The 25,210-nt window shown below is 42.1% G+C and carries 19 protein-coding genes and 1 pseudogene; 6 read left to right on the forward strand and 14 right to left on the reverse strand.

All coding sequences use genetic code 11. The annotated features are described in order from the left end of the window. Nucleotide 1 precedes the first annotated feature (1 nt). A complete protein-coding gene (locus D3222_RS08735) occupies nt 2-904 on the forward strand; it encodes a DUF4255 domain-containing protein (protein WP_118985810.1) in 903 nt (300 codons plus the stop codon). A 152-nt stretch (nt 905-1,056) separates the two neighbouring features. Then, nucleotides 1,057-2,130: an Insecticial toxin gene (locus D3222_RS08740; protein ID WP_232832454.1), complete on the forward strand. Its 1,074-nt coding sequence runs from the start codon at nt 1,057-1,059 to the stop codon at nt 2,128-2,130. A 507-nt stretch (nt 2,131-2,637) separates the two neighbouring features. Here the strand turns inward: D3222_RS08740 and D3222_RS08745 are convergent. After that, on the reverse strand, nt 2,638-3,507 hold the full coding sequence (locus D3222_RS08745; RefSeq protein ID WP_118985812.1) for a hypothetical protein: 870 nt from the start codon (nt 3,505-3,507) through the stop codon (nt 2,638-2,640). A 123-nt stretch (nt 3,508-3,630) separates the two neighbouring features. Next, entirely contained in the window at nt 3,631-4,335 is a 705-nt protein-coding gene (locus D3222_RS08750) for a helix-turn-helix transcriptional regulator (protein WP_112876608.1), read from the reverse strand. A gap of 183 nt (nt 4,336-4,518) precedes the next feature. On the opposite strand from D3222_RS08750, the gene D3222_RS08755 reads away from it, so the two are divergent. From D3222_RS08755 to D3222_RS08765, 3 genes are all read left to right on the forward strand, one after another. After that, complete coding sequence (locus tag D3222_RS08755; RefSeq protein ID WP_232832455.1) at nt 4,519-5,409, forward strand: N-acyl homoserine lactonase; 891 nt, start codon at nt 4,519-4,521, stop codon at nt 5,407-5,409. 512 nt (nt 5,410-5,921) lie between these two features. After that, nucleotides 5,922-6,713 (forward strand): tail fiber protein, encoded by a 792-nt coding sequence (locus D3222_RS08760; RefSeq protein WP_118985813.1) that lies wholly within the window; start codon nt 5,922-5,924, stop codon nt 6,711-6,713. A 61-nt stretch (nt 6,714-6,774) separates the two neighbouring features. Continuing rightward, complete coding sequence (locus D3222_RS08765; protein ID WP_118985814.1) at nt 6,775-7,818, forward strand: fucose-binding lectin II; 1,044 nt, start codon at nt 6,775-6,777, stop codon at nt 7,816-7,818. Between the two features lie 190 nt (nt 7,819-8,008). Here the strand turns inward: D3222_RS08765 and D3222_RS08770 are convergent. From D3222_RS08770 to cmoM, 6 genes and pseudogenes are all read right to left on the reverse strand, one after another. Continuing rightward, nucleotides 8,009-8,248 (reverse strand): annotated as a pseudogene (locus tag D3222_RS08770) (Txe/YoeB family addiction module toxin). A 320-nt stretch (nt 8,249-8,568) separates the two neighbouring features. After that, nucleotides 8,569-9,531, reverse strand: coding sequence for an Rpn family recombination-promoting nuclease/putative transposase (locus tag D3222_RS08775; RefSeq protein WP_118985815.1), 963 nt, complete (start codon nt 9,529-9,531; stop codon nt 8,569-8,571). Between the two features lie 213 nt (nt 9,532-9,744). After that, nucleotides 9,745-14,193 carry a chromosome partition protein MukB gene (mukB, locus tag D3222_RS08780; protein ID WP_118985816.1) on the reverse strand — a complete coding sequence of 1,483 codons (4,449 nt, stop codon included), beginning with the start codon at nt 14,191-14,193 and terminating at the stop codon, nt 9,745-9,747. After that, nucleotides 14,190-14,912 carry a chromosome partition protein MukE gene (gene mukE, locus D3222_RS08785; protein WP_118985817.1) on the reverse strand — a complete coding sequence of 241 codons (723 nt, stop codon included), beginning with the start codon at nt 14,910-14,912 and terminating at the stop codon, nt 14,190-14,192. The genes mukB and mukE overlap by 4 nt, the downstream gene beginning before the upstream one ends. Next, nucleotides 14,893-16,215: a chromosome partition protein MukF gene (mukF, locus tag D3222_RS08790; protein WP_118985818.1), complete on the reverse strand. Its 1,323-nt coding sequence runs from the start codon at nt 16,213-16,215 to the stop codon at nt 14,893-14,895. The genes mukE and mukF overlap by 20 nt, the downstream gene beginning before the upstream one ends. Nucleotides 16,216-16,225: 10 nt before the next feature. Further along, a complete protein-coding gene (cmoM, locus tag D3222_RS08795; RefSeq protein ID WP_118985819.1) occupies nt 16,226-17,005 on the reverse strand; it encodes a tRNA uridine 5-oxyacetic acid(34) methyltransferase CmoM in 780 nt (259 codons plus the stop codon). 279 nt (nt 17,006-17,284) lie between these two features. Here cmoM and elyC point away from each other — a divergent pair, with 279 nt between their 5' ends. Further along, on the forward strand, nt 17,285-18,121 hold the full coding sequence (elyC, locus tag D3222_RS08805; protein ID WP_118985821.1) for an envelope biogenesis factor ElyC: 837 nt from the start codon (nt 17,285-17,287) through the stop codon (nt 18,119-18,121). 80 nt (nt 18,122-18,201) lie between these two features. Here the strand turns inward: elyC and kdsB are convergent, their stop codons facing one another. The 6 genes from kdsB to D3222_RS08835 all read right to left on the reverse strand — a co-directional run bounded on the left by kdsB (nt 18,202) and on the right by D3222_RS08835 (nt 25,093). Continuing rightward, the gene (gene kdsB / locus D3222_RS08810; protein WP_118985822.1) at nt 18,202-18,951 is read right to left on the reverse strand and encodes a 3-deoxy-manno-octulosonate cytidylyltransferase; all 750 of its coding nucleotides are present in this window, start codon (nt 18,949-18,951) and stop codon (nt 18,202-18,204) included. A 3-nt stretch (nt 18,952-18,954) separates the two neighbouring features. After that, nucleotides 18,955-19,134, reverse strand: coding sequence for a Trm112 family protein (locus tag D3222_RS08815; RefSeq protein WP_049585246.1), 180 nt, complete (start codon nt 19,132-19,134; stop codon nt 18,955-18,957). 246 nt (nt 19,135-19,380) lie between these two features. Then, nucleotides 19,381-19,596, reverse strand: coding sequence for a cold-shock protein (locus tag D3222_RS08820; protein WP_021325185.1), 216 nt, complete (start codon nt 19,594-19,596; stop codon nt 19,381-19,383). 396 nt (nt 19,597-19,992) lie between these two features. Then, nucleotides 19,993-20,985, reverse strand: coding sequence for a tetraacyldisaccharide 4'-kinase (lpxK, locus tag D3222_RS08825; protein ID WP_118985823.1), 993 nt, complete (start codon nt 20,983-20,985; stop codon nt 19,993-19,995). Beyond that, nucleotides 20,982-22,730, reverse strand: coding sequence for a lipid A ABC transporter ATP-binding protein/permease MsbA (msbA, locus tag D3222_RS08830; RefSeq protein ID WP_118985824.1), 1,749 nt, complete (start codon nt 22,728-22,730; stop codon nt 20,982-20,984). Before msbA ends, lpxK begins: the two co-directional genes overlap by 4 nt. A gap of 35 nt (nt 22,731-22,765) precedes the next feature. After that, a complete protein-coding gene (locus tag D3222_RS08835; protein WP_118985825.1) occupies nt 22,766-25,093 on the reverse strand; it encodes a ComEC family protein in 2,328 nt (775 codons plus the stop codon). Nucleotides 25,094-25,210: the final 117 nt, after the last annotated feature.

Here is a 25,210-nt window from a genome sequence, read left to right on the forward strand (position 1 = left end):
CATGACAACTATAATTGCTTCTGACAACGCGATTATCGAGATTAACAAAGCATTAAATGATATTCTAATGAAATATTTAAACATTCCTGGTCAGAATATTAATATCCGCTTTGACCTACCAGAAGTTAACTCAATTCAATCAGAACCGACAGTCAGTGTATTTCTTTATGATATACATGAAGATCTGCAATTACGCTCTGCCGAAGCAAGACGTTATAACCCGGTAACTAACACATTATTACCGGGATGGGTCAATATTAATTGTAACTATTTAATTACCTACTGGGATGCGAGTAAACCCTCTAGCGACAGCTCCAGCCCAGACAGCCAACCCAATAATCAAGCTGCACAAGTGATGACCCGGGTTTTAAATGCATTAATCAATAATCGCCAATTAACCGGCATTCCCGGTGCCTATACCCGGGTTATTCCCCAACAGGAAAATTTAAATAGCCTGGGTAATTTTTGGCAATCTCTCGGCAATCGCCCTCGCCTCTCTTTACTCTATTCCATTACTGTACCGATGAAGCTGCAAGATATTAAAGACAATATGACACCGATTAGCCAAATATCCACTTCTGTGGTTCAAAAACCCAGTCTGGATAATTCACAAATAAACCAAGCTCTGGCAGATAAATTATGTGCCGATTTAGGTGGTACAGAAGATATTCGCCTTGCCCTAGCTAAAGTAAATCTGATAACCGAATCCACAACAGATATTAATTATAATCAGGAAAATGAAAATGTTATTCTTGAAGTATCGGGCATTACTCTCTCAACCTATTTTCCTAAAATAAAAGATATTCTTTCCATATGGGTAAATAGCCAGAAAGCCGTGGTTAAAGTAAATGGGGTAGGTATTATTATCGCTAAAGAAAATTCTGATGGTTTAATTTCAATATAAAATTACCACTTATTCAAAAAAAATACCGACATGAGCATGATAATAAATTAGAAACAGACAAACACCACATTAATAATCGATAAATAAATTATACCGAAAATCAAAACATTATCTTAAATCAACATCTAGATTCATTATTTAAATACCTACAATTGGAACATAAATCATTTCAAATAAATAGCAAATATACAAATAATAAAGGATTTATAAATATGCCAAAATATTCTAATTCTCAGAGAATACCCATACAGAATAGCAAAAATAGCCGCAGAACATCTCCATCATCAATCCCTTCTGATGGACATCTTTCACTTTCAAATAATCTGACTAACGACTCCTCCGTTCGCCAAGAAGTTAAGAGACAATTTATCTGGGAAGGCCATATGGAGGCAATTGAAAAAGCGTCCAGACTCGGTAATTTTGCTGTCAGTTTTCGGGCAGCAGGTGAACCAACACTCAGAGCTTTGGGCAAAGGCGCCGCGGCTAAGGGGCATGACATTCTGGAAAAAACCATTAAACCCGGTTCAATTAACAAAGCTTATCCCAAAGATGAAGCTTCAGATGTAATAAAGAAAGTACAGGAGGCGGGTATTGAAGGCTATGTAGGTCACTGGAATAAAGAAACGGGACATCTCGAAGGTATTTATATGAGCAGCGGTCACGGTTTATTAGATGAACAGGTCAATGGAAAAATTTATCCCATAGATTTAAATAATCTCGAAGCAAGTCTGGCTCCTTTAAAAGAAAAAAAGAACTGGGCGGCACTGCCTTTCACCGGTGATTATGACATGCATGACATGATTAGCTTCGCAACGCAACCACATTCGGTGCCATCCAATTCATCAGAAGAAAAGAAAATCATCGATCGCATTAACGAATATATTGCTAAATCTGATTCAAACCGACCATTTAAAGATACAGAGCATAATGTTATCAGGCATGGTCCTCAAGTAAGCTACCCTGCTTTTGCGATGGATAAAGAAAAAGAAGAGATAAAGAAACACGGGGGAATTGTTAAAGCAGTTGCTGAACCCGGCGAATTTCCGGTTGCTATCGTCAGTAAAGGGAAATGGACAATTGCCAATAATATTGATGAACTAAATCAGTTTTATAATAGTATTGGCGCAAAAATGAAAGCAAGCTGGAAACCGAGCGCTGGAAATCCCGGATTCATTTCCAATCCACAAAAACCGGGAATGGCCAGATTTAGTCGGAAATCTCACTAATAATGACACCGTCAAGAAAGAATAACCAATCGATCACCTTCACTTTATAGATCAAGTCTGAGCTAATACACCTGAGGAACTCCACGATTTTGTTTTCTTTAGCAGAAACTTTGATCGTGCCTCAGGCGCTTTAGTTCCCTTCTTAAGAAAAGCTCAGGTTATTATAACAACTGGTAATCTTTTTAAAAAATTGCACTTACTAGTTGAATCCAGCTTGCTTTTTTTCCTAATCTATATTTTCTCTAATTCCTTTTATTTATTAAAAAAAATCTTCATGATGATTTTTATATAATCAAGAGGCAGTCTTTTACATGTTAATTTTATTATTTTAAACTTTCGTATTAATAACATTCAACCTGATAAACAGAAAATAAACTGTACAATCTCAGACTAAATATCTATGCGCCATCCGTGGCACATTTTTTATTTTCTACTCATTAATGCCGTAAAATAAATTGCCGTCGCGATGCATCTGAAATCCATAGGGTATATAACTAAAATGTTATATTACTGACTCACAACTTGATCTTTAGGGTTAAATGTAAATACAGCATCTGTTGCCTGTTTTACATTTATACCTTTAGGTAATTCGATGTTAACAATAGGTAAAAATTTACCTGTTGCATCTTTATAATCACGTTGATCTTTTTGTGCATTAACTAAACCTGAATTTGCTGAATAAAAAAGGGCTTCAATAGGTAATGTTTGTGGCTTATTCTCATCCCAAGGTTGAACGACTATCTCATTATAATTTAAACCATTACCATGATAAGGCATTGCAAGTAATGTTTGATAAAAAGCATCTGCTGGATTTTTAGCCGTCGGTCTAACATCAAATGCACAGATTCCCCATGCGGATTTTCTTACAATAGCTTTATTTAATTGATGAGCCGTGAAAACACCAAAATCTTGGCATGATTTCCCCTCTGAAGGTTTAGGCGGTGCACCACAATAATTTCCCTGACGCCCCCAAGTATTTGCATCAAGAACATAGGAGCATAATACAGGAACTTTAACCTTATCTTCAGGGGCCATCTGTTCAGGAAAAAGAATAAAACCATTAACGCTAGCAAATGTATTGCCAAATTTAGCATCTTTTCTTAAATATGAAAAAGAAACTCCATTATTTTTTATAGAAGATGGATTTAACTTCCAAAATTTAAATCCAGGACGAGTCCCTCTCATCAAAACGCCAGAGCAAAGAAAAGCGGGTGATTGAGCATCACCACAATCTTTAACGGTATTATTATATTGTTGAGTTAATATATTAGCGATATCATTTTGTACCTCAGTTTCATTTCCCGTTTGAGTGAAAGCAAAAGTATTTGCTGAAAAAAAGACAATACTAAGGAGCAAACCTACAATAGGCTTTTTCATAAAATCCTCACTTAATTTAAAGTATGTTAATTGAAATTAAATTATTCCTCATTCACTTCCTAGTAAAGTCTTTCACTGTTTTGTTTATATCACAACTATCAGATTTGATAGTAAAACAAGGCTTCATAATTCTATTTGGCCATTTTCAATGGCCTTTATTATGGCTGCACCTCTAGAGTTAACATTAAATTTTTCTCTAATTTTTTTAAAATGAAAATTAACATTTGCTTCTGAGCAATTAAGTATGCGTGATATCTCCCATGTTGTTTTTCCAATTAAATACCAAGAACAAACTTCTTTTTCTCTTTCACTTAATTTAATGTTGTTTTTTTTATTTTTTTTGTTTTTTAAAATAATTAAATAATGTAGTATTATATCTCTTAATGCCATTAGTTGATTGAAATTTTTATTTATTGTCCTTGTATAATCATCTTCTTTGCAATAAAAAGATAAAGTTAAAATTCCAAAATCATGATTAATACCATGCATAGGAAAAGATATGCCATGATTTATGCCATAATCTTTAATTTCATGTAAAAAAAGTGATTTTTCTTCTAGTTTATTGCAATCCCATATGAAAGGGATCGTGTTTTTTATGCAATATTCAAAAACGGGATTGTTATTGATATATTTTTCTTTTTGATATGTTAAGGCTAATTTATCATTATTGGTAATGAAATTTGCTTCTTTAATATTATTTTTAGTTGAAGAGTAAAAGAGAGAGTACCATTCTATATCAGTAATAGATTGAATGGTTTTAATAACAAAATGAAGATCATTAAATTCCTCAACAACACAATCTGAATAAAATTCATACAAGTCAATCATAATTTAACCTGGGTATTGTTAAATATTTCAAAATGTTAATACTAAGATTAGTCCAATAATTGACTAGAACAACTATCAAATCTGATAGTTGTGATATAAACAAAACAGTGAAAGACTTTACTAGGAAGTGAACGAGGAACAATTTAATTTCAATTAATACACTTTAAATTAAGTGAGGATTTTATGAAAAAGCCTTTCGTAGGTTTGCTCCTTAGTATTGTCTTTTTTTCAGCAAATACTTTTGCTTTCACTCAAACGGAAAATAAAACCGAGGTACAAAATAATATTGCGAGTATATTAACTCAACAATATAATAATACCGTTAAAGATTGTGGTGATGCTCAATCACCTGCTTTTCTTTGCTCTGGCGTTATATTGCGTGGCACTACACATTCAAATAATCATAAATTTTGGCAACCTAGCCCATCATCTATAAAAAGTGGTGGTGTTTCTTTTTCATATTTAAGGAAAGACGCTAAGTTTAAACGCTTAGCTTATGGCTATAAAAATGGATTTATTGTTTTCCCTGAACATATAGCACCTCAAGATAGCGTCGATTTTCCTGTATTGTGTGCATTTCCTATTGATGGCTATACAAATGAGAGAACGAATAAAGGTTGTGGTGAAAATATTACTAAGGCGACAGGTAAAGGTAAATCTTGCCAAGAACAAAATGTGATGAATTCCGATGATTGGATAAAAAATTATAGGAAAGTAAACTCTCAAGATCTTTTTCAATGTGGATTTAATGTTACTAAAGATGTAAATAATCCAGCTATAGCTTTCTATCAAATGTTAGAAAGTATCAAAAAACTTCCACGTACTCCTAATACTCCACCAAAACAGAATGAAATCAGAATGTCAACCTGGGAAGAAAATGATCCTAATAAATTACCTATTGAAGCCCTTTTTTATTCAGAAAATTCAGGCTTAGCTGATGCGCAAAAAGATCAGCGTGATTATAAAGACGCAACAGGTAAATTTTTGCCTATTGTTAAAATGCTACTACCAAGAACTTTAAATGAGGATGCATTATTCAAATTTAAAATTGAAGATCAAGTTATTAAGCCATAAACGATTATTGGATTACTGTAAGCTCTATTTTTCATACTGAGCTTACCTGTAATCCACCTTCGCTCTTCGTGATGAAACAAAACTCTGCTCTGACATCCTCCTCACCCTGAAGAGGGTGTCGCAAAAGGCCAGCATTGAAAATAAAACCAATCCACTTACCTCAACCAATAAAAACAACCCTATTAATTATCCTCGCTTTGTCGTATTTAAAATTGAACACCCAGAGTAATAAACATCAGATAACAATCTCTATTATTAATTGATGTTGCGTCTAAAAATTCATCTCTCATAATTATTTTGTTTCACGAAAAATTATTTAAATAACGATTGATTAAATTTTCAAATATAAACAATAACATCTATAAATCATGTTATTGCGGTAGCTATACTTTTCAATAAAAACCAAGTAATAAACGCTTTTTATATTTTAAATACAAATAGTAAATAAAGGAAAAAATCATCAATTTCATTGTTGAACAAAACAACTCAATATCATATACAAGGTGATAAAAATGGAAAAAGAATATAACCTGTCCACTTTAGAATCCAATACAGAGAATACCAATACTCTGGATCGCCATACAGTTGGTAAAACACCCGGTCGGACTGATAACCCACATTCAGCACGGAAACCGGGTGATGACTATACACAAGCAATAAAAATTAACCCTGACGGCGGCTTAACAGCAGATAAAGATGGACTAAATGTAAAAGCGGGTAATGGTATTAAAGTAGACAGTAACGGCATCAGTATTGATCCCAATAATATGCTGCCAAAAGGCATGATTATGATGTTCTCCGGTATGGATGCTCCTACAGGCTGGGCTTTTTGTGATGGTAATAATGGAACGCCAGATTTAAGAAGTCGTTTTGTCATGTGCGGGGAAACTCTTTCTGAAACAGGGCAAAGCAGTAGTAAAGCTAATGGTAGTGGCACCGAAAAAAGCTTTTCCAAAAATACAACATCAACTGCGGTTTCGGTAAATGTTACTGTGGAAAATACAATATTAACAGCGTCACAAATACCTAGTCATAACCATATTGGGGGTATGGGTTATTATTTGCTCAATGGAATGAGATATGGTGGTGACATTCCTAATGACAATAATGTTTTAGTAATACGTAATCAATATGATAATGTAATGAGTAATTCTAACAACCAACAGGCTCGTTACGCATATACATCAAACACAGGAGATGGACAAGGACATAATCACCCAGCAACAGCATCGTCCCCTGAACATAATCATAGTGTTGATATTATTCCACCTTATTATTTACTGGCTTTTATTATGAAACTTTAATTCCATTGCTCAAGGCGATTTAAATTATCTCTCATTTTATAATCACAAAGGATATATAACAATGAATATATCTAGTTACTTCTTCCTGAATGAAGAAAACATTAAGTTCAATAATCAATGTTTAAATGCATATATTGGTTATCCCCACCCCATCAGTAAAGATTGGCCCAACCTGCCTGCCGGGTTCCAAAGATATATTGACGATGTTATTAATTTAAATGGTTTTTTATATTTTTTTAAAGGTTCACTATATCTTAAATTCGATATCGCGAAAGCACAGGTCGTTGATGGACCGAATTTCATTATAGATGGGTGGCCTGGATTAAAAGGAACAGAACTGGAAAATGGAATAGATGCAGCCATAGAATTGACTACAAACACTGTCTGTTTCTTTAAAGGTGAACATTGTGTAGATTACACCATCGATTTACACACAATTAAGATCAGCACTATTTCAGATCGGTGGGGAATGACTGGGAAATATGCAGCATTTAGTAGCAATCTGGGTGCTGTTATTTCATGGCCAGATATCGATGGAAATTTTATTTATTTTTTCAAAGGTGATTCTTTTATTCGGTTCGACCCAAATTTGAATGCACTTGATGCCGGGCCAATCATCATCTCCAGCGATAATGAGGGTTGGAGAGGGTTAACCTTCAAAAATGTTCAATCGGCAGTATCGATCGATACTGATTTATTAGGCAGTCACCGAGACAATAATGGAGGCAATAGTAAAGTCTGTAATGGAACATGTGGTACTAATGATACGGGTAAATATTGTTTCAAGTTACCTCAAAGTATTCGATTCGGCCTGATAGCCTACGCTAATACAAATATCCCGCAAACTGTAAAAGTATATATTGACGATCTTCTGGTAGATACATTAACCGGTAAAGGACAAAATAATCTCATGGCGACTAAAGCCTACACATCAGGTACAGGCAAAATCTGTATTGAGATTGCAGGAGATGGCAAACCATGCAAACTTCGTTATTTCGATAATACATTTGATGGAAATCCGGGAACCGCTATTATCGGTGCTGAAAATGGTACCAATAGTCATTACAATGATAGCGTGGTGTTCTTGAATTGGCCTCTGACATAAACTAAAAATACTTAGGTAAATGTCACTATCAATAAATAAAATCAATATTATTGCGCCCTCCGGGGCGCATTTTTTCCTACTCATATGACTACCGTAAAATAAATAGTAGTATTTGGCGGATTATCCTGATTTTATTTACTCTTAAAAATTTACAAATAATTTCAGACAAGAAATATGAAGTACTACCCCATTAATAATGATACCGGCAAGAAAGAATAATCAATCGATCACCTTCCACTTTATAGATTAGCCTATGCTCATCGGTAATACGACGTGACCAATAACCTGTAAGATTATGTTTCAATGGCTCAGATTTACCAATACCACGGAATGGCGTTCTCTCTATATCTTTAAGAAGCGCGTTAATCCGCTTAACGGGCTTCTTATCATTCTGTTGTCAGAAAAAGTAATCTTGCCAGAATTTACCCACAAAATGCTTATTTAATTAACCTCAGTTCTGCTTAAGAACAGAGATTTCAGAAGCACGTAGATTCAGACTCGGTCTTATCGCTTGGAATGTAAATGTGCCGCTTCTATGCGTTTCGTGCATTGACTCACGCATTTTTATGCCGATAACGTATCAACAGTAAATTTGTCGGACATGTGTTCAAGCTCACTCTGGCTCAGTCCAGTAATTTTCATCGCCGTTTCACGGTCGATACTCATACTTTGGTGACTGTTCTGACAGTCACCGTAAGATCCTCTTTTAACACGAATCGTTGAATGCTGATTAAGAGCTCTCAATACGAGTTAGTGGCGTATTTGCTCAAGTTCGTTTTGGCTCAACCCGGTGGTTTTCATTATCGTTTCACGGTCGATACCCATGTCGATCATCGCCCACGCGACTTTCAAGATCCCCCGTTTTTCGCCTTCCTGCAATCCTTCCTGACGTCCTTCCTGACGTCCTTCCTGACGCCCTTCCTGACGCCCTTCCTGACGCCCTTCCTGACGTCCTTTCTGCTCGAGTTTCTGCGCTATTGTCATCAGTACCTCCTCATACTTCGGGGACTGTTCTGCCAGTCGCCGGATAAAACCCTCTGGATCGGCGGTATCTCCCGCCTGTAATAAGTAGTTTAGCACGCTTTTTAGCTGTTCATCCGTATAGTAATCATACGTCAGCAGTATGACCAACTCTTGCAGCAACTCTGCCATATCTCGCTGCCGGATATGCTTTTGCACCATTTCCAGTAGCGCGACCCGTTTATGCGTCAGAATTTTATCATCCGGGATTACCGTCACATCTACCAGCGGGAATGCACCGGAATAGATTTCCTCCGCCAGGGCCGGATCATCGAAACAGTCGAGCCAATGGGTACTCCAGGGATACGGCTGTATTTTCCCGTGATAGAACAACACCGGAATAACTAGCGGCAATTTTTCATGTCCCTGTTCCAGATGCCGCTGCATTGCGGAAATACTGTATCGCATCAGCCGGAATGCCATCATCTTATCCGGGGAACTCTGGTGTTCGATCACGCAATATACGTATCCGTCACCCTGTGCTGTTTTCAATGAATACAAAATGTCGGAATAATGCGCACGCAAATTGCCTTCAATAAACGACCCTGATTCCAACCGCAGTGTATCCAGATCACAAACTGCCCGTAATGTCGCAGGCAAATGGATCTCCAAAAAGTCTCTGGCAGTATCAATATGACTTAAAAACTGTTTAAAAACAGCGTCATGTGGCGTTGGTGTATTTTTTCTCTTCATCGGTGAATGGTAGCATACTTTCTTTTATATTGAAGGAATATTAAGCAAAAAACCAAGCGGACTGAATAATATGTCCTTTTCTCGTATCAATAATATCTAATCTGATAAGCAGAAAATAAACTGTACAATCTCAAGCTAAACTATCTATTGCGCCATCCGTGGCGCAATCTCTTTATTTTCTCTATCAATGACTATCGCAAGTCATCCATTTAATTAAGCGGTAGCATCTGAAATCAATTGAGTTGCCGGAGCATCCTGCCCAAATCCCCGCAGCCCGACCACATGAACATGTTCGTGGTTTTTAAATACTTTACGCACCAATTTATAGGTGGTCCCTTTTTCAGGGCTGATATTTTCTGGTGCAGCGATAATTAACTGCATTTGCAGGCGTTCGCATAATTCAAACAAAGTAGCGATAGATTTGGCATCCAAACGCGCCGCTTCATCCAAGAACAGCAACCGACAAGGGGAAATATCCTTACCACGCAAACGGCGAGATTCCTCTTCCCAACTCTGCACCACCATCACCAAAATCGACATGCCGGTACCAATCGCTTCACCGGTCGATAGCGCCCCACTCTCTGCTTTCAACCAACCATCCGATCCGCGGTTAACTTCAACATCCAGTTCCAAATAGTTACGGTAATCCAGCAATTCTTCACCTATGGTTTGCGGCAAGCGCTGCCCCATATCCACTTGCGGATTCAGACGCTGATAAAGTTTTGCCATTGCCTCAGAGAAGGTCAATCGCTGGCTGTTAAACAGGTCCTGATGTTGTTCCTGCTGTTCAGAAAGTACATCCAGCAATATTGCATGGCTTTCACGCACATTCACATTCAGCCGCACACCACGAACCTGACCAAAGGAGACGGCTTGTAATCCCTGATTCAGCATACGAATACGGTTCTGCTCACGCTGAATGGTTTTGCGGATAATATTCGCCACACTCTTCGAACTGATAGCGAGTTTTTGCTCGCGGGCAGTCAGTTCTTCCGTCAGACGGGCCAGCTCAATTTCCATCTGTTCAATCGCGTCAACCGGATCGTCAGTGCGGATAATGTCCTGACGAATACGTTCACGCAGATGCTGATAAACAGCTATAAAGAACTGCACTTTACGTTCAGGCCGTTTAGGATCTTCCGATAAACGCAAAGCATCACGCAGATGTTCGTTATCAGCCACCGCCAGACGCAATGCCCCCAACGCTTTATCCGACATGGAACGTAACGCGCCACCTTCCATATACGCCAGTTCACGGCGATGTAGGCGACGTTCAACGCCATTGTCTTTCACCATGCGCATCACTGCACACCAACCCGCTTTAGCAACAACCACGTGTTCACGGATCTGATGGTAATCGCGTTCCAGTTTCCGCAGTTTTTTCTGCACGCTTTCCATTTCCGCTTCACAGAAGGCGATCTGTTTCTCAAGCTGATTGACTCTGGAACGGTTAACGCTGAGTGCTTCATGGAGTCGATCACGACTCTCGCGGGCGCGAATTTCAGCATTCGCATCCGCCTGCACACCGATATCTTTCATCTCCTGTAGCAGCTCTTTCAGCATATCCTGTTTGGTTTCATAGGAGCTTTTCAGGGATGCCAGCACCTGGTTAAACTGGGAATACTGCGCTTGCTGTTGACGCAGTTGTTCACGGGCGCGGCTGCGATCCGATTCCGCATGTTCCAGACGCTGACGCAGTTTGTCATTCAGATCCGCATTTTCACTGAGCATGCCCGCAGAATCACTGTAGCTGAAATGCGCACGGCGCTGTACGACTTCCACCAGCGCAAAAGCCTGTTGTTTAGCCTGATGCTGACTGTGTTTGGCGATTGCATAATCCTGCTGTAACTGTTCATGTTGCTGTGGATCACTTTGCAAAACCGCAACCATAGGTTCCAGTTTTGTCAGCGCCGAACCATGTTGTTGCAGGAAACGCGCCGCTTCCTGCGCTTCGTCCCTCTCTTCGCGCACTTCTTCTACGCGATCAATTAACGTTTCATCCAATAACAGACTGATTTGAGGGATCAGGCGGTTTAATGCGGTCAGGCTTTCTTTCGCCTGTGTATATTGCTGGCGCTGCTGTTGAGTTTGATCTTCAAACCGGGACACTTCACGTTCCAGTTCCGTATGGCGCTGTTTCAGTTCACGGATTTCAGCTTCCGGATCGGTATCAAATGCCACAGACAGGTGTTTACCGACAAATTGACTGAACGCCTGATGAGCACGCTGAATTTTCTGCACATCAAAAGAGAGCGTGGCATAACGCTCTGCCAAGGCATCACGCTCCAGATTCAAGACTTCCAAACGGTTTTCTCTGGCGGCGCGACCAAACAGCGGCAATTCAGGGTAACGGGAATAACGCCATTGGCGGTCGGAAGATTTGACCAGTACCGCATTGGTCTGCTCTTCGGCATGAAATACGCTGTCATCAAAGGATTGTGGGTCTCCTTCAATTAAGTAGAGATCTTCCGGGCAATCTTCCAGCGTTTCAAGATGCGGGCGTACCAGAGAAAGATCCGGCACCACAATGCCGTGACGCGCCGGTCCGTATAGGGCTGAGAAATAAGGCGCATCATCAATGGTGATATCGTCATAAATTTCCGACAGCAAAACCCCGCCGAAACGTTCTGCCAAGGCAATCATCCGGCTATCTTCCGCGCCGCTTGGCTGACTGAGGCGCTCGATTTGCTTTTCCAGCTTACGTTTTTGCGCCGCAACTTCATCACGCTCTACCGTGGCTTCACGCTCACGCTCAAGCAACTGCTGCATATATTCGGTTACGTCATTACTGCTTGCCAGTGCCTCACCATTCTGTTCACACAGTTGGTTCAGGGTATCCTGCGCCGCCAGCCAAACCGGTGCGCGGGCAGTCAGTGACTGAATTTTCTGTTTCAGTTGTTCAAGTTCCTGACGCATCTCCATACGGCGTTCACCGCTTTCATTGACGCTCAGGCTCAACGCTTCTTGCCGAGCTTCAAGTTCATTTTGCAACGCTTCCAGATCTTCAGCCTGATATTGACGCCCCTGACGCTGACAAAACTCGCTCAATAAACGCTCTGCGTTCTGCTGGTTGTTCAGCCGCTGTTCCAGTTCAGACAACCGCATCCGCAATGGCTGCACCCGATCCGCCAGATGTCGCTGTGATGGCCAGTCACGCAGCAATTCGCGGGCGCTCTGCCATGCTGCACTACGGCTGATTTCACCAACCATACTTTTGACTAATTGATACGCCTGTTCGAACTGATTATGAGCCGCATCTGCAACACTTAATTTCTGTTCTAACGCCAACAGGGCTTCTGTCGCCTGTTGCTCTTTTGCCTGAAAAGTTTGTAACCATGTTTCCGCATTATCCGCAGAAAGATCCGGGAGCCGACAAAGTTCACGGGCACGCTCCAGCGCCTGTAACGCCTGTTGATACTGAATGGCGCGGGTTTGCTGAACATCCAATGCCTGCTGGTAATCCGCCAACTGGCTTTTCAGCTCATCAACTTCCTGTTCTGCTGCTTCCGCTCTGGCTTCATATTCAGCCTGAAGTTCCGCTGCTTCTTCAACAACCTCGGTTTGCTCTTCCAGACGATAAGAGAGCTCTTCCAGATCCCCCTGATAACGGTCAATTTTTTCCTGCTGACGCATGGCTGTCCGCACCAGATTCAGGTGGTCACTGGCCGCCTGATGATCAGCTTCTAAATCAGTAGAGGCGCCATTCTGTTCAGTCAGTTCTCGCGCTATCTCTACATGACGATACCGCTCAGTCGCCAGTTGCCTATGGCTACCAAATAGCTCTCCACGCAATGCCAATGCCTGATCCAGATGGGTACGGCGCTCATTGGCATGGCGCATATAGTCAGCCGAAACGTAAGCCGTCGCTTCGGTGATCAAGTGTTTGAACAGATCGCGATCAGATTGGGTTACCCGGATAGCTTCCAGTGTTATACGGTTTTCACGCAGCGCCGCTTCCATATCCTGAAATGCCTTCCGAACACCACTATTTTCCGGCAACAAGTAATCACGCAGGGAACGGGTAATGGCGCTGGAAATACCACCGTACAGGGAAGCTTCGATCAGACGATAAAATTTACTACGATCACTCGCTGAACGCAGGCGTTTTGGGATCACACCCAAATCAAACATCAGCGCATGGTAATCGGTGATGGAGTTAAATTGTTTGAACTGCACGCCTTCCATCTCATCAAGGCGATCTTTCAGTTCATTCAGTGGCAATACACGCGCCTGTCTTTCACCCACATTTTCAGTTAATAGCTGCGTAGGTTGAATAGCGGTTGGCAAGCCTTGGATCATAAAGGGTTTGATATCGACCTTACGGTCACGCCCCGCAACCTGTTGCAACCTCACCCCAACGATGACCCGCTGATGCCGCGAGTTAATGACATCCAGCGTTGAGTAACAGACTCCCGCGCGTAACTTGCCGTGCAAACCTTTATCACGCGAACCGGAAGTGGCACCCGCTTCGGTGGTGTTACGGAAATGCAACAAGGTTAAATCAGGGATCAGCGCGGTGACAAAAGCTGCCATCGTGGTGGATTTACCCGCCCCATTGCCACCTGATAAGGTGGTCACCAGTTCATCAAGATCAAATGTTCTGGCAAAAAAACCATTCCAGTTAACCAGCGTCAGTGAACGAAATTTACCGCGTTCAATCATGGTTGTTCATCTCCCGCACCTTCTGCTGAGCTATCCGGTGTTTCATCATTTTCACTGTCATCAAGCGACAAGCCGTTTTCAACCGGCATTGCCTCACCATCACGGATCATCCTCAGTTGGACTTCACGAGGATCGTCGCCACTGCGTACATCAGCACCAAAACGGAATACCGCCTCAGTGATGGTAAATTTGTTGTTGTCATTTGGCAGAAAATAGACCATGCCCAAACGGCGCAGACGGTTCAGTGCCGTGCGCACTTTTTCCTGCAATTTCTGTTTATCCAAATCGGAACCGGAGGAGCGCTGGTTGACAAACTTCATCAGTTTGCTCTCATCAGCCAGTGAGATCAGCTCTTCGTATAACTCTTGAGCAGTAAAAATCCCCTGATTCGCCAGCCGTTCCGGGCTGAGATAGAGATAACAGAGGATTTTGCCGACCATCATATCCAGCTCTGATAATACCGATCGCGGGATCAACGTGGTCGAACGGGGCCGCAGATAGAAGAAGCCTTCCGGTGCACGGATCAACTCCACATTATAGCGGGCGTAAAATTCTTCCAATTGCTCCTGAAAATCCATCAGATAAGCGTGATTATCAAGATCATCCATTCCGATATGACGACCCGCACGAAGCTGGCTGTCCAGTTCCGGGAAAAGTGAATTGGCTAACGCCTGTGCCAGTTTAACCGGCATAAATTGTTCAATATGTGTCGATGACATGTGCCTGTACCTTGGCTCCGTAATCATTAATCGCTAACCACTCCGCTGGCAACCCAGAGAAATCCGCTTCTGCAACACCCAACCGCACAGCCTGATCCACCAAAATACGCGCCACATCGAAGTGACGGGGAAGCGGATGTTGAGCAAGGTAGTCTCTTAGTACCGCCCCCAAATCCAGTGGGCGTTGCTCCTGCTGATATACCAACAGGGCTTTTTCAATCATTGCCGCCAGTTGATCGTTTATTTCACTGAATTCTTCATATTCCAGTTCTAACGGCAGTTCGCCGGTCACTTCTTCATTACGTAACGCCAGTTCTTCATCACGCATATCCAGTAAACGCTCGGCGTTGGCAACGGTGAGGGTCCACGGGTTATCAAAATAGTGTTGAACCGATTGACGTAAGCGCTGGGAGAAAATACGGTTTTTATCCATATCAATCGCGGTACGGATAAATTTGTGAACGTGGCGGTCGTAGCCAATCCATAAATCAATCGCCTGCTGACCCCAACTGATAATACGGTCCAGTTTGCTTTGCAGATCAAATACCAGTTTATCAACCAGTTCTGATCCGCCACTGCCCATATTCGCATCCTGAATGCGTAGTAAATTAGCCTGTAGTTTATCTCCCGCCGCTTCCAGTGTGTCCTGGAGTTCCCGCAACGTACCTGATGTTTCGGATAACAGTTGCTCACAGTTGGCAATCGCGGCTTGCCAATCTTGATTCAGCAACGCCGCGATATCTTCTTTAACCGAGCTTTGCTGCTCGTCCATTACGCGCTGAGACATGTCGATGCTATCGAAGATTTCCGCGACAGAATATTTCAGCGGCGCAAAAACATTACGGTGCCAATGAAATTCATCTCCCTTTTCTTCCGCCGCTTCCGCTGCCCGGTGTAACTCACTCGCCACCACCGAAAGTTGCATCGAAAGACGTAAGGTAGAAAATTCCCGCTGACGAATGTAATAGTCACTGATACTCATTCCAAGCGGGGTTAAGCGATAGATTGCGTTGCCATCGGCCAATTCACTGGTGAAACGGTTAAGAAGTTTCTGACGCACCATGTCATTGATAGCATTGTTGGCCCGCACCGCGACCGATTCCGTGGTCTGCTCAAATCCTTTGCAAACTTCACGAAAGGCATCAACCAGCTCTTCTTCGCTCATCTCGCCATCCAGACGCTCACTGTTCAACACCGCGATTGCCATCAGAAAAGCCAGTCTTTCCGCGGGCAAGGAGATGGAAAAGTCGTTTTTCCTGGCCCAAGACACCAGTTCCGGGACAGTCTGGGAATATTCACTCATAATGTGTCCTTTAAACCGTTAAAGCTGGCTTGCGTGCCATGACATGAATGTAACGCCCCAGACTAATATAAGGCTCCTGTCGGCAATAACGCTGTTCCAATTCCAGTAACGCCGGAAAATTTTCATTCTGTAATTGGCGATTTTGCAAATAGTCGTGAAAAACACGCACGCCTGTTTTGCCGGTAATCGTCATATTTAATTCATCAAGCCATTGATATACCTGCTCAGGCGCCAATGGATTCTGAGGCGATAATGAACGTTTCCTGCGACGCGACATATTGGGTGTCGCCAAATGAAAATTACCTAAAATAGCATTACGCATGACCAAACCATTGGCATTGTAAAACATTAAAGACAGAGCGCCTCCAGGATTAATGATATTCGTTAACACTTCTATTGCATATTTCTGATCGGTAATCCATTCCAGTACGGCATGAAACAATACCAGATCTACCGGCTGTTCTATATATTGGCTAATTTCTTGTACCGGGCTTCGTATAAATTGCATATTTTGGCTGACACCTTTTTCTTCGGCGGCCAGCTTTGCCCGTTGGATCATTTCTTCTGATAAATCACACAATATCACTTGATGACCCAATTCAGCTAATTGGCATGCCATATTTCCCTCTCCGCCACCCGCATCTAAAATACGCAGTGGACGTTGAGGTAATTGAGCCAGTAATTCGCTAATATCCTGCCAGACAACGGCTTGCCTGATTTTACCTTTGGTTGTGCCGTAAATATTACGAGAGAATTTGTCTGCAATATCATCGAAATTGCGATCCCGCATGAAAAACTGCCTCACTAATGGAATATACCCTTCATCTTTCAAGCTGCTGCTTTGTTGGCTGCTTTCACTCACCCCAGTCACATAGTTTATCTATGCTCCTGGGGATTCGTTCATTTGCCGCCGCGCTGCAACTCGAAATCTATTAGGTATAGATCTGATTTATCTGTTGAGATTTCATTATGCTGGCTGCTATTTTGGCACAGCATTCGTTGATATAACCACTTTTGACAACAAACTGTGAACCACATGGCTATAATTCAACCAAATTAAGGTAAATAAATGCAATTTTTATTTAAAAAGTATCTCGGTGCAATGGTGATGCCTCTGCCATTAATACTGCTAATTTCACTTGCTGCTTTATTCCTGTTGTGGTTTACCCGTTGGCAAAAAACCGGAAAAATGGTTCTAACATTCAGTTGGCTCACGCTACTTCTGCTCAGTTTGCAACCCGTTGCCGATAAGCTGCTGTTACCACTGGAATCGGTTTATGCTAAAAGCGACCCATCTGATCCCAGTCACAATCCACCGGTTGATTATATCGTCGTTCTTGGTGGTGGCTTCACTTATAACCCAAATTGGGCACCCAGTTCAAACTTACTTAACAACAGCTTGCCACGAGTGACAGAAGGTATTCGCTTATATCGCCTGAACCCCGGCTCTAAAATGATCTTTACCGGTGGTAAAGGGGCGAATGTTAAAAGTAGCGCCGAAGTCGCCGCTATCGTAGCCCAATCGCTCGGCGTGCCCGCAGAAGATACGATAGCACTGACAAAACCAATGGATACTGAGCAAGAAGCCAATGAGGTTGAGAAACTGATTGGTAACCAACCCTTTATTTTAGTGACTTCCGCCAATCATATGCAGCGAGCAATCACTTTCTTTAAACAACATGGGTTGAACCCCATTCCCGGCCCGGCTAACCAATTAGCGATCACTTCACCATTACATCCTTGGGAAAAATATCTACCCTCAGCTTACTTTCTGTCTCACTCAGAGCGGGTATGGTACGAAACTTTAGGCTCCCTCTGGCAACGCATTAAGCCGTCGAAAAGTTCAGCACCCCCACAAACATCAGAGCATGCTCAACCGGTAAATGATCCACAAACCATGCCTTGAAATAACATGGAGAAATGAAAGCGCAAATAGTAATAAAATGACGCGCTTTCGTTAACTCGATAATGGGTTCAAACAAATCATTAGATTTCAGCAAAAACTTTTCTGACCGCGGCTAAATCTTCCGGCGTATCAACCCCCACTCCCGGCGCTTTTAATGCAATCCCCACATGAATTTTTTCGCCATACCAAAGTACCCGCAATTGTTCCAGCATTTCAATTTGCTCCAACGGACTCGGCTCCCATTGCACATAACGACGGATAAAACCCGCGCGATAGGCATAAATACCAATATGACGCAGGAAATGATCGCCAATCGTTTCCCGTGATTGAATAAAACGGTCACGCTCCCAGGGAATAGTGGCCCTGGAGAAATAGAGCGCATAACCCTGTTTATCCATAACGACTTTCACAGCATTAGGGTTGAAAGCTTCCTCTGCATCGTGAATCTGCACGGCCAACGTTGCCATTCCCGCTTTGCGGCCCGCCAAATTCTCTGCAACCTGTTTAATAATCTCTTCGGGAATCAGCGGTTCATCACCCTGAACATTAACGATAATTTCATCATCGGAAAATTGATATTTGTTGATAACCTCAGCTAACCGTTCGGTACCAGAATGGTGATTTTCGTTGGTCAGACAAGCCTCTCCCCCCGCCGCCACAACGGCATCAACAACGTCATGATTATCTGTTGCCACAATGACGCGTTCAGCACCTGAACGCTTTGCCCGTTCCATAACACGGACAATCATCGGCTTGCCATGAATATCGGCTAAAGGTTTACCAGGTAAACGGATTGAAGCAAAGCGGGCTGGAATAATAACGGTGAACATGCCTTATTTTTCCTCATCCAGAGGTAATTCACGAGCTTCGTGATCCAACAGGACGGGAATACCATCACGTACAGGAAATGCCAGTCGATCCAACTTACAGATAAGTTCAAAATTCTCTTTATCGTAACTGAGCTTACCGTTACATACAGGGCAAGCAATAATTTCGAGTAAACGGTGATCCATATACATCCTCCAATTATGGAGCTTTTATTTGATGCGGCTCAGAATAACATAAGCCTGGTGTCACCGTTAACTCTTGTTATTTGATCTTTCGATCCTTTTCCCAATATCATTCACAAAAATCCAGATAGAGGAAATGTGAAGGTTCAGAACCTCTCAGTAGATGTTATGCTTTTGTCTGAGAACCGATTTAGCTCTCTCTTTAATCATTAAAGAACGACAAATAAAATAATCTAATGAGATGAAGTTTTAAAATGCAATTACATCGGTTGCAGTTAAGCTATAACCGTTGCGAGTAATTGAAAATTCTACATTTTGCCCTTCTGTAAGTGATTTGCTTTTTGTATTAGCAATCGCTTTTCTTCTGACCAATATGTCTTGTCCCCCATCCTGTGGAGAAATAAAACCATATCCTTTATTCTCATCAAACCATTTCACTCGGCCCATCTTTAATTGTAATGTCATGATAAATCCCCCATTTGTTCATCTCACAATAATTTAATTTATTGTTTTTGATGTTTTTTACTCTTGATTAAGTTTTCGAATAGAACCTCGTCTCAGTTTCAATACGCTAAAATACACTTAATTCGAGTAGTACATTTGTTTAAGTAATGAATACAAACAACAAGTATCCTGCCAACATTGCCGATGACTGAACCAAGTACATACAACGGTTGTTCATCCACAATGCATCGTTTTAATATCATTTAACAATGATAAAAAATCAAATAAATCTGGAATAATTACTGAAATTTTATGAATTGGTAAGAAGAGAACGGCTTGATAAGGAAGCGGATAGAACAGCCTCCTTACCCGCTATCAGCTCACATTGGGCTGCTTTAGTTTAACTATAAGATTCACTTAAACTTGTTTATTTGCTTCCAATAATGAATCTATTTCATTCAGCATTGCCTGCCCTTTTTCCTGTGGTAATTGGGCATCTACCGGTAAATACCACCAATTTGGCCGGGCAAATTTAAAGCACTTAACGGCATCTTTTTCCGTCATCAGTAAATTCTGGTTTGTATCAGCCAGATGGGTCAACTGCTCTTCGGTGTACATTTGATGATCGGCAAATGCAGACTCTTTTTGCAACTCAGCCCCCAACTGTTGCAGGGTTGCAAAGAACCGAGGTGGATGGCCGATTCCAGCCATAGCAACAGCCCGAGGTATCAGATTCACTGCTCGCTTTTCACCGCTCACCATATTCACGGCTAACTCGCCGGCTAATGTCATGGATAATTCGCCTGGCCGAGGAGTACCACCGTTGGTGATGATGGCATTAACCCTGTTCAATCGCCCAGATAGCTCACGCATTGGACCTGCCGGCAGCCACCAGCCATTACCAAAACGGCGAACACCATCAATAACCGCAATTTCAAAATCCCGCTGCAAAGCATAGTGCTGCAAACCATCGTCAGTCACGATAATATCCAATGACGTATCTGCCAGTAATGCTTTCACTGCTGCAACCCGTTTTGGCGCAACCGCCACAGGTGCGCCAGTACGATGGTGAATTAATACCGGCTCATCACCGGCTTGAGCCGTAGTGATATTTTCAGTCACCAACAGAGGATAACTTTCCGCTTTACCTCCATAGCCGCGGGAAACAACACCAACCCGATAACCTTTTTTCTGCAACTGTTCCACCAGCCAGATAACCACCGGCGTTTTACCATTACCGCCGGCAGTCAGATTACCCACGACCACAACAGGTACAGGCGCTTTCCAAGATTGCCTTAACCCTGTTTTATAACTCAACCACCGTAAACCACTTATCAGCCCGTAAAGGGCTGAAAAAGGTAACAACAGTAAATAAAGCCATGAACGGCCTGACCATATGCGTTCAATCATTGACCAAATTGTATCCGATGTAGTTGTGAATAGACACCATTTCGCTCCAGCAGAGAGAGATGATTACCTCGTTCAACAATATGACCATCTTCAATCACCAGAATTTCATCCGCGTTTTCAATGGTTGATAGACGATGTGCAATAACCAGCGAGGTTCTGTTTTTCTGCAATTCATCCAGTGCCGCCTGAATTGCCCGTTCAGATTCCGTGTCCAGCGCCGAGGTTGCCTCATCAAGAATCAAAACCGGAGAATCACGCAACAAAGCACGTGCGATAGCAATACGCTGACGTTGACCGCCAGAAAGCAGCACACCATTCTCACCGATCATCGTATCCAAGCCGTTATCCAGCTTCCTGATGAAGTCCATTGCATAAGCCATCTCAGCGGCTTTCTCAATCTCTTCACGGCTGTATCGGTTTTCACTGGCATAAGCAATATTATTCGCTACCGTGTCATTAAATAGATGCACATTCTGCGATACCAGAGCAACCTGTCCACGCAAGGAAGAGAGCGTATATTCCCGCAAGTCATGCCCATCCAACAAAATATTACCTTCGTTGACATCATAAAAACGGGTCAACAAATTCGCTATTGTGGATTTACCAGAACCAGAACGCCCTACCAAAGCAACAATTTTTCCCGCCGGGATATACATGGAAATATTTTGTAACGCCGGTAATTCCTTGGTTGGATAGCAGAAAGTCACATTACGGAACTCAATATCACCGTTCGCTTTTTTAAGCTCCCGCTTGCCGTCATCTTTTTCCTGTTCCAAATCCAGAATCGAAAACAGCGTTTGACAGGCGGCCATGCCTCGCTGGAATTGTGCATTAACATTCGTCAACGATTTCAATGGACGCATCAACGCAATCATTGATGAAAATACCACCGTAATTTTACCCGCTGTCAGTGTTTCCATAATATCCGGGAAACTTGCCGCATACAGAACAAAGGCCAAAGCAAACGAGGCAATAAGCTGAATGATGGGATCAGAAATTGATGAAGCAGAAACCATTTTCATGCCTTGCTGACGCATATGGTTACTGACTTTATTAAAACGCTCAGTTTCTACTTTCTGCCCACCGAAAATGAGCACTTCTTTATGCCCCTTCAACATTTGTTCAGCACTGGCTGTGACTTGTCCCATACTATTTTGCATATTCTTACTAATACTGCGAAATCGCTTCGATACCACGCGAATCACCAGTGACACGATCGGCGCAATCACAATCAGGATCAGAGATAATTGCCAGCTATAGTAAAACATCAAAACAAATAGGCCGATAATGGATGCCCCTTCCCTGACCACGGTAATCAGTGCACTGGAAGAGGAAGAGGCCACTTGTTCAGAATCATAAGTGATACGGGAGAGCAGCGTCCCCGTGGATTGCTGATCAAAAAATGACACCGGCATCCCCATCATATGGCTGAACAGACGGCGACGCATCTGCATTACCACTTTACCGGAGACCCAAGAGATACAATAACTTGATACAAACCCGGATAGCCCTCGCATAATCATTAAAGCAATCACAATCAGTGGCATCCATTTCAGTACATCACTGCTTGCTTTGCCGAAACCTTCATCAAGTAAAGGCTTAAGCAATGAAAGCATTAACGTATCACCGGCAGCATTAAGGATCAGTGCAACCGCAGCAACTATCAGCCCAATCCTGAACGGAGAGACAATTGGCCATAGTCGGCAGAACGTCTGCCAGGTAGAAAGGTCTTTATCATTCATTATTGAGTTACCAACACAAAAAGAAATAGCGGGTTATTCTACTCATGATCACCACGAATACCAAACCACTGATGATACCAACGTGACATAATTTGTTGCCTATAGCTCATCATTTCAACATGATCGCCATAAAAATAACCGGTTATCTGCCCGGATATTGCGGTACTGCGCCATTCTGCCCCGGTTTTACGATAACGTCGCTGCACTTTAACCGAAGGAAGTCGCCACGGGCTATAACGTGCAACAGAGACCAGTGCATATTGTGGTGAGACGGTATGAATAAAAGCGGCTGTAGATGACGTGTTACTACCATGATGTGGAACCTGCAATATAGTCGATCTTAAATTCTCTTTTTCTATTCCCAATAGCTTATATTCCCCTTGCTTTTCCAGATCTCCGGTTAAAAGCAAGCTATGTTTGCCATCGTCTACCCGAATGACACAAGATTCGTCATTACCTGCGTGTAATGATCTTACCGGCGGCCATAATACACGGAAGCTCAACCCTTGCCAGAGCCACTGTTCACCGCGTATACATGGAAGATGTTGCTGATCAATTAAAGAACTTCTCACAGCAATACCTGGATATTTTTGTTGTAAGAATTCCAGCCCACCCGTATGGTCAAGATGATCATGACTGATAATAATCTGCTCTGGCGTTAATCGATGCCAACGCAAATAAGGGATTATCACCCTTTCAGCCATACTGCCGGTTTCCCAACGATTAGCGGTATCAAAAATCAGCGCCTTGCCATTTTTTTCAATGATAACCGCAAGCCCATGCCCAACATCCAGCATAGAAAACCGCCACAGATATTCTTCATTACGCCTCAGATAGCAGAGCATTATCCCTAAAGAAATACCAATCAGTAACTTATATGATTGCCACCAAGCGAATCGCCAAATGATGACAACAAACCAGCCAATAAACGTTATTAATAGGGGAAAACGGCCCGTTTCACTCCATGACTGTTGCAAAACAGGTAAAGGAATTAAAGATAAGGTTACAGAGTAATCGACTAACTGCCATAATAAAGCATGAATAAGAGAACAAAAATTACTGATTAATGCCAGCATAATCAACGGAACAGTAATAAAAGAGATGATTGGCACGGCCCAGAAGTTAGCAAATAAAGCGGCAAAATTGACACCATGAAATAATAATAGCTGGAAGGGAATAAGCATCAGCATCATACCCATTTGCATATATAACCCACGCAGCCATAGCCATTTCCAACCATAACGAAATGGTTCAATCAACGACGCCCAACGGAACCAAAACATGAGCGCCATCACGGCAAAAAAAGAGAGCCAGAAACTGTCAGAAAGCACGGTCAAGGGATCAAATAAGAGAATCATTGCGGCTGTCCACAATGCCCACTGCCAAGGGAAACAGAGAATATTTCTGTAACGTAAATATAGCCAGAGCGTTAAACCCAGTAATGCACGAATAGCCGGAATGCCCCAACCCGATAGCCAGACATAATTTATTGCCACTATCCAACCGATAATCAATGGAAATCCGTGCCCTATCCAGTGCACGGGAAAGACAAGCTGTAATAATCTTGCCATCCACCAACCAAACATACTGGCAACAGTAATATGCAACCCTGAAATAGCCATAAGGTGAGCCGTACCTGTTTGCTGTAATAATAAATTATCCTCCTTACTTAACCACTGACGCTCACCGAATGCTAATGCCATCGCAATGCCACTATGCTTTAATTCACGAATATCCGGTGCAATATGACTGACCAATCGCTGACGTAAGTTACATTTCCCGTCAATTAATTCGGCGTGAATGACTTTCCCTGTTAAAGGTCGGCGGATAGCTAATGCCCTACGCTGGCTATCATATCCACCTTGATTTAGTTGGCTATGCACTGGCCGCAATTTCATTTTCAGCAACCATTCTTGACCGGCACACCGAGATTCAGGCGAAATATCCCAATAAGCAGAAACATACAGTGGCGGAAAAATAACTTTGTTTTCATTCTCAATAATACGCAGGATAACCCTACCTTTCTCTTCATTATCTAATGATAAACTTTCAATAATAACCCGTGATAGATGTGCTTTCTCGCTGAAATAGGTTATTTGTTCGAGCAGATGATTTCCCTGCCAGCACCCAATAATCAATGCCAATAACGAAATTGCAATCATCCGGCAAAAACAAAATGGCAAGAATAAGCAGAATAGCGCCAGTAATAGCAATGTCATAATCTGCCATTGCCGTGGTAACTCAGGCAGAAAAAGCAAGGGTACAATACCGACAATAATAGCTATTGCAGCCTGATTCACGTTAATGATTGGTATAGGTTGTTTCCAATTTGTTGTTATCCTGTTTATCACAACTGAAAACCACATCCTTATTCATCCTTACCCTTTTATTTTTCCAGCAGAGTATTCCTTATTTTTTACAAAGCAGCCAGAAGCACAAGAAAAACTATCAAACACCTTCGCAGATTAATTTCAGGCTAATAA

The organism is Photorhabdus sp. CRCIA-P01, assembly GCF_003545805.1.
Lineage (GTDB): Bacteria > Pseudomonadota > Gammaproteobacteria > Enterobacterales > Enterobacteriaceae > Photorhabdus > Photorhabdus antumapuensis.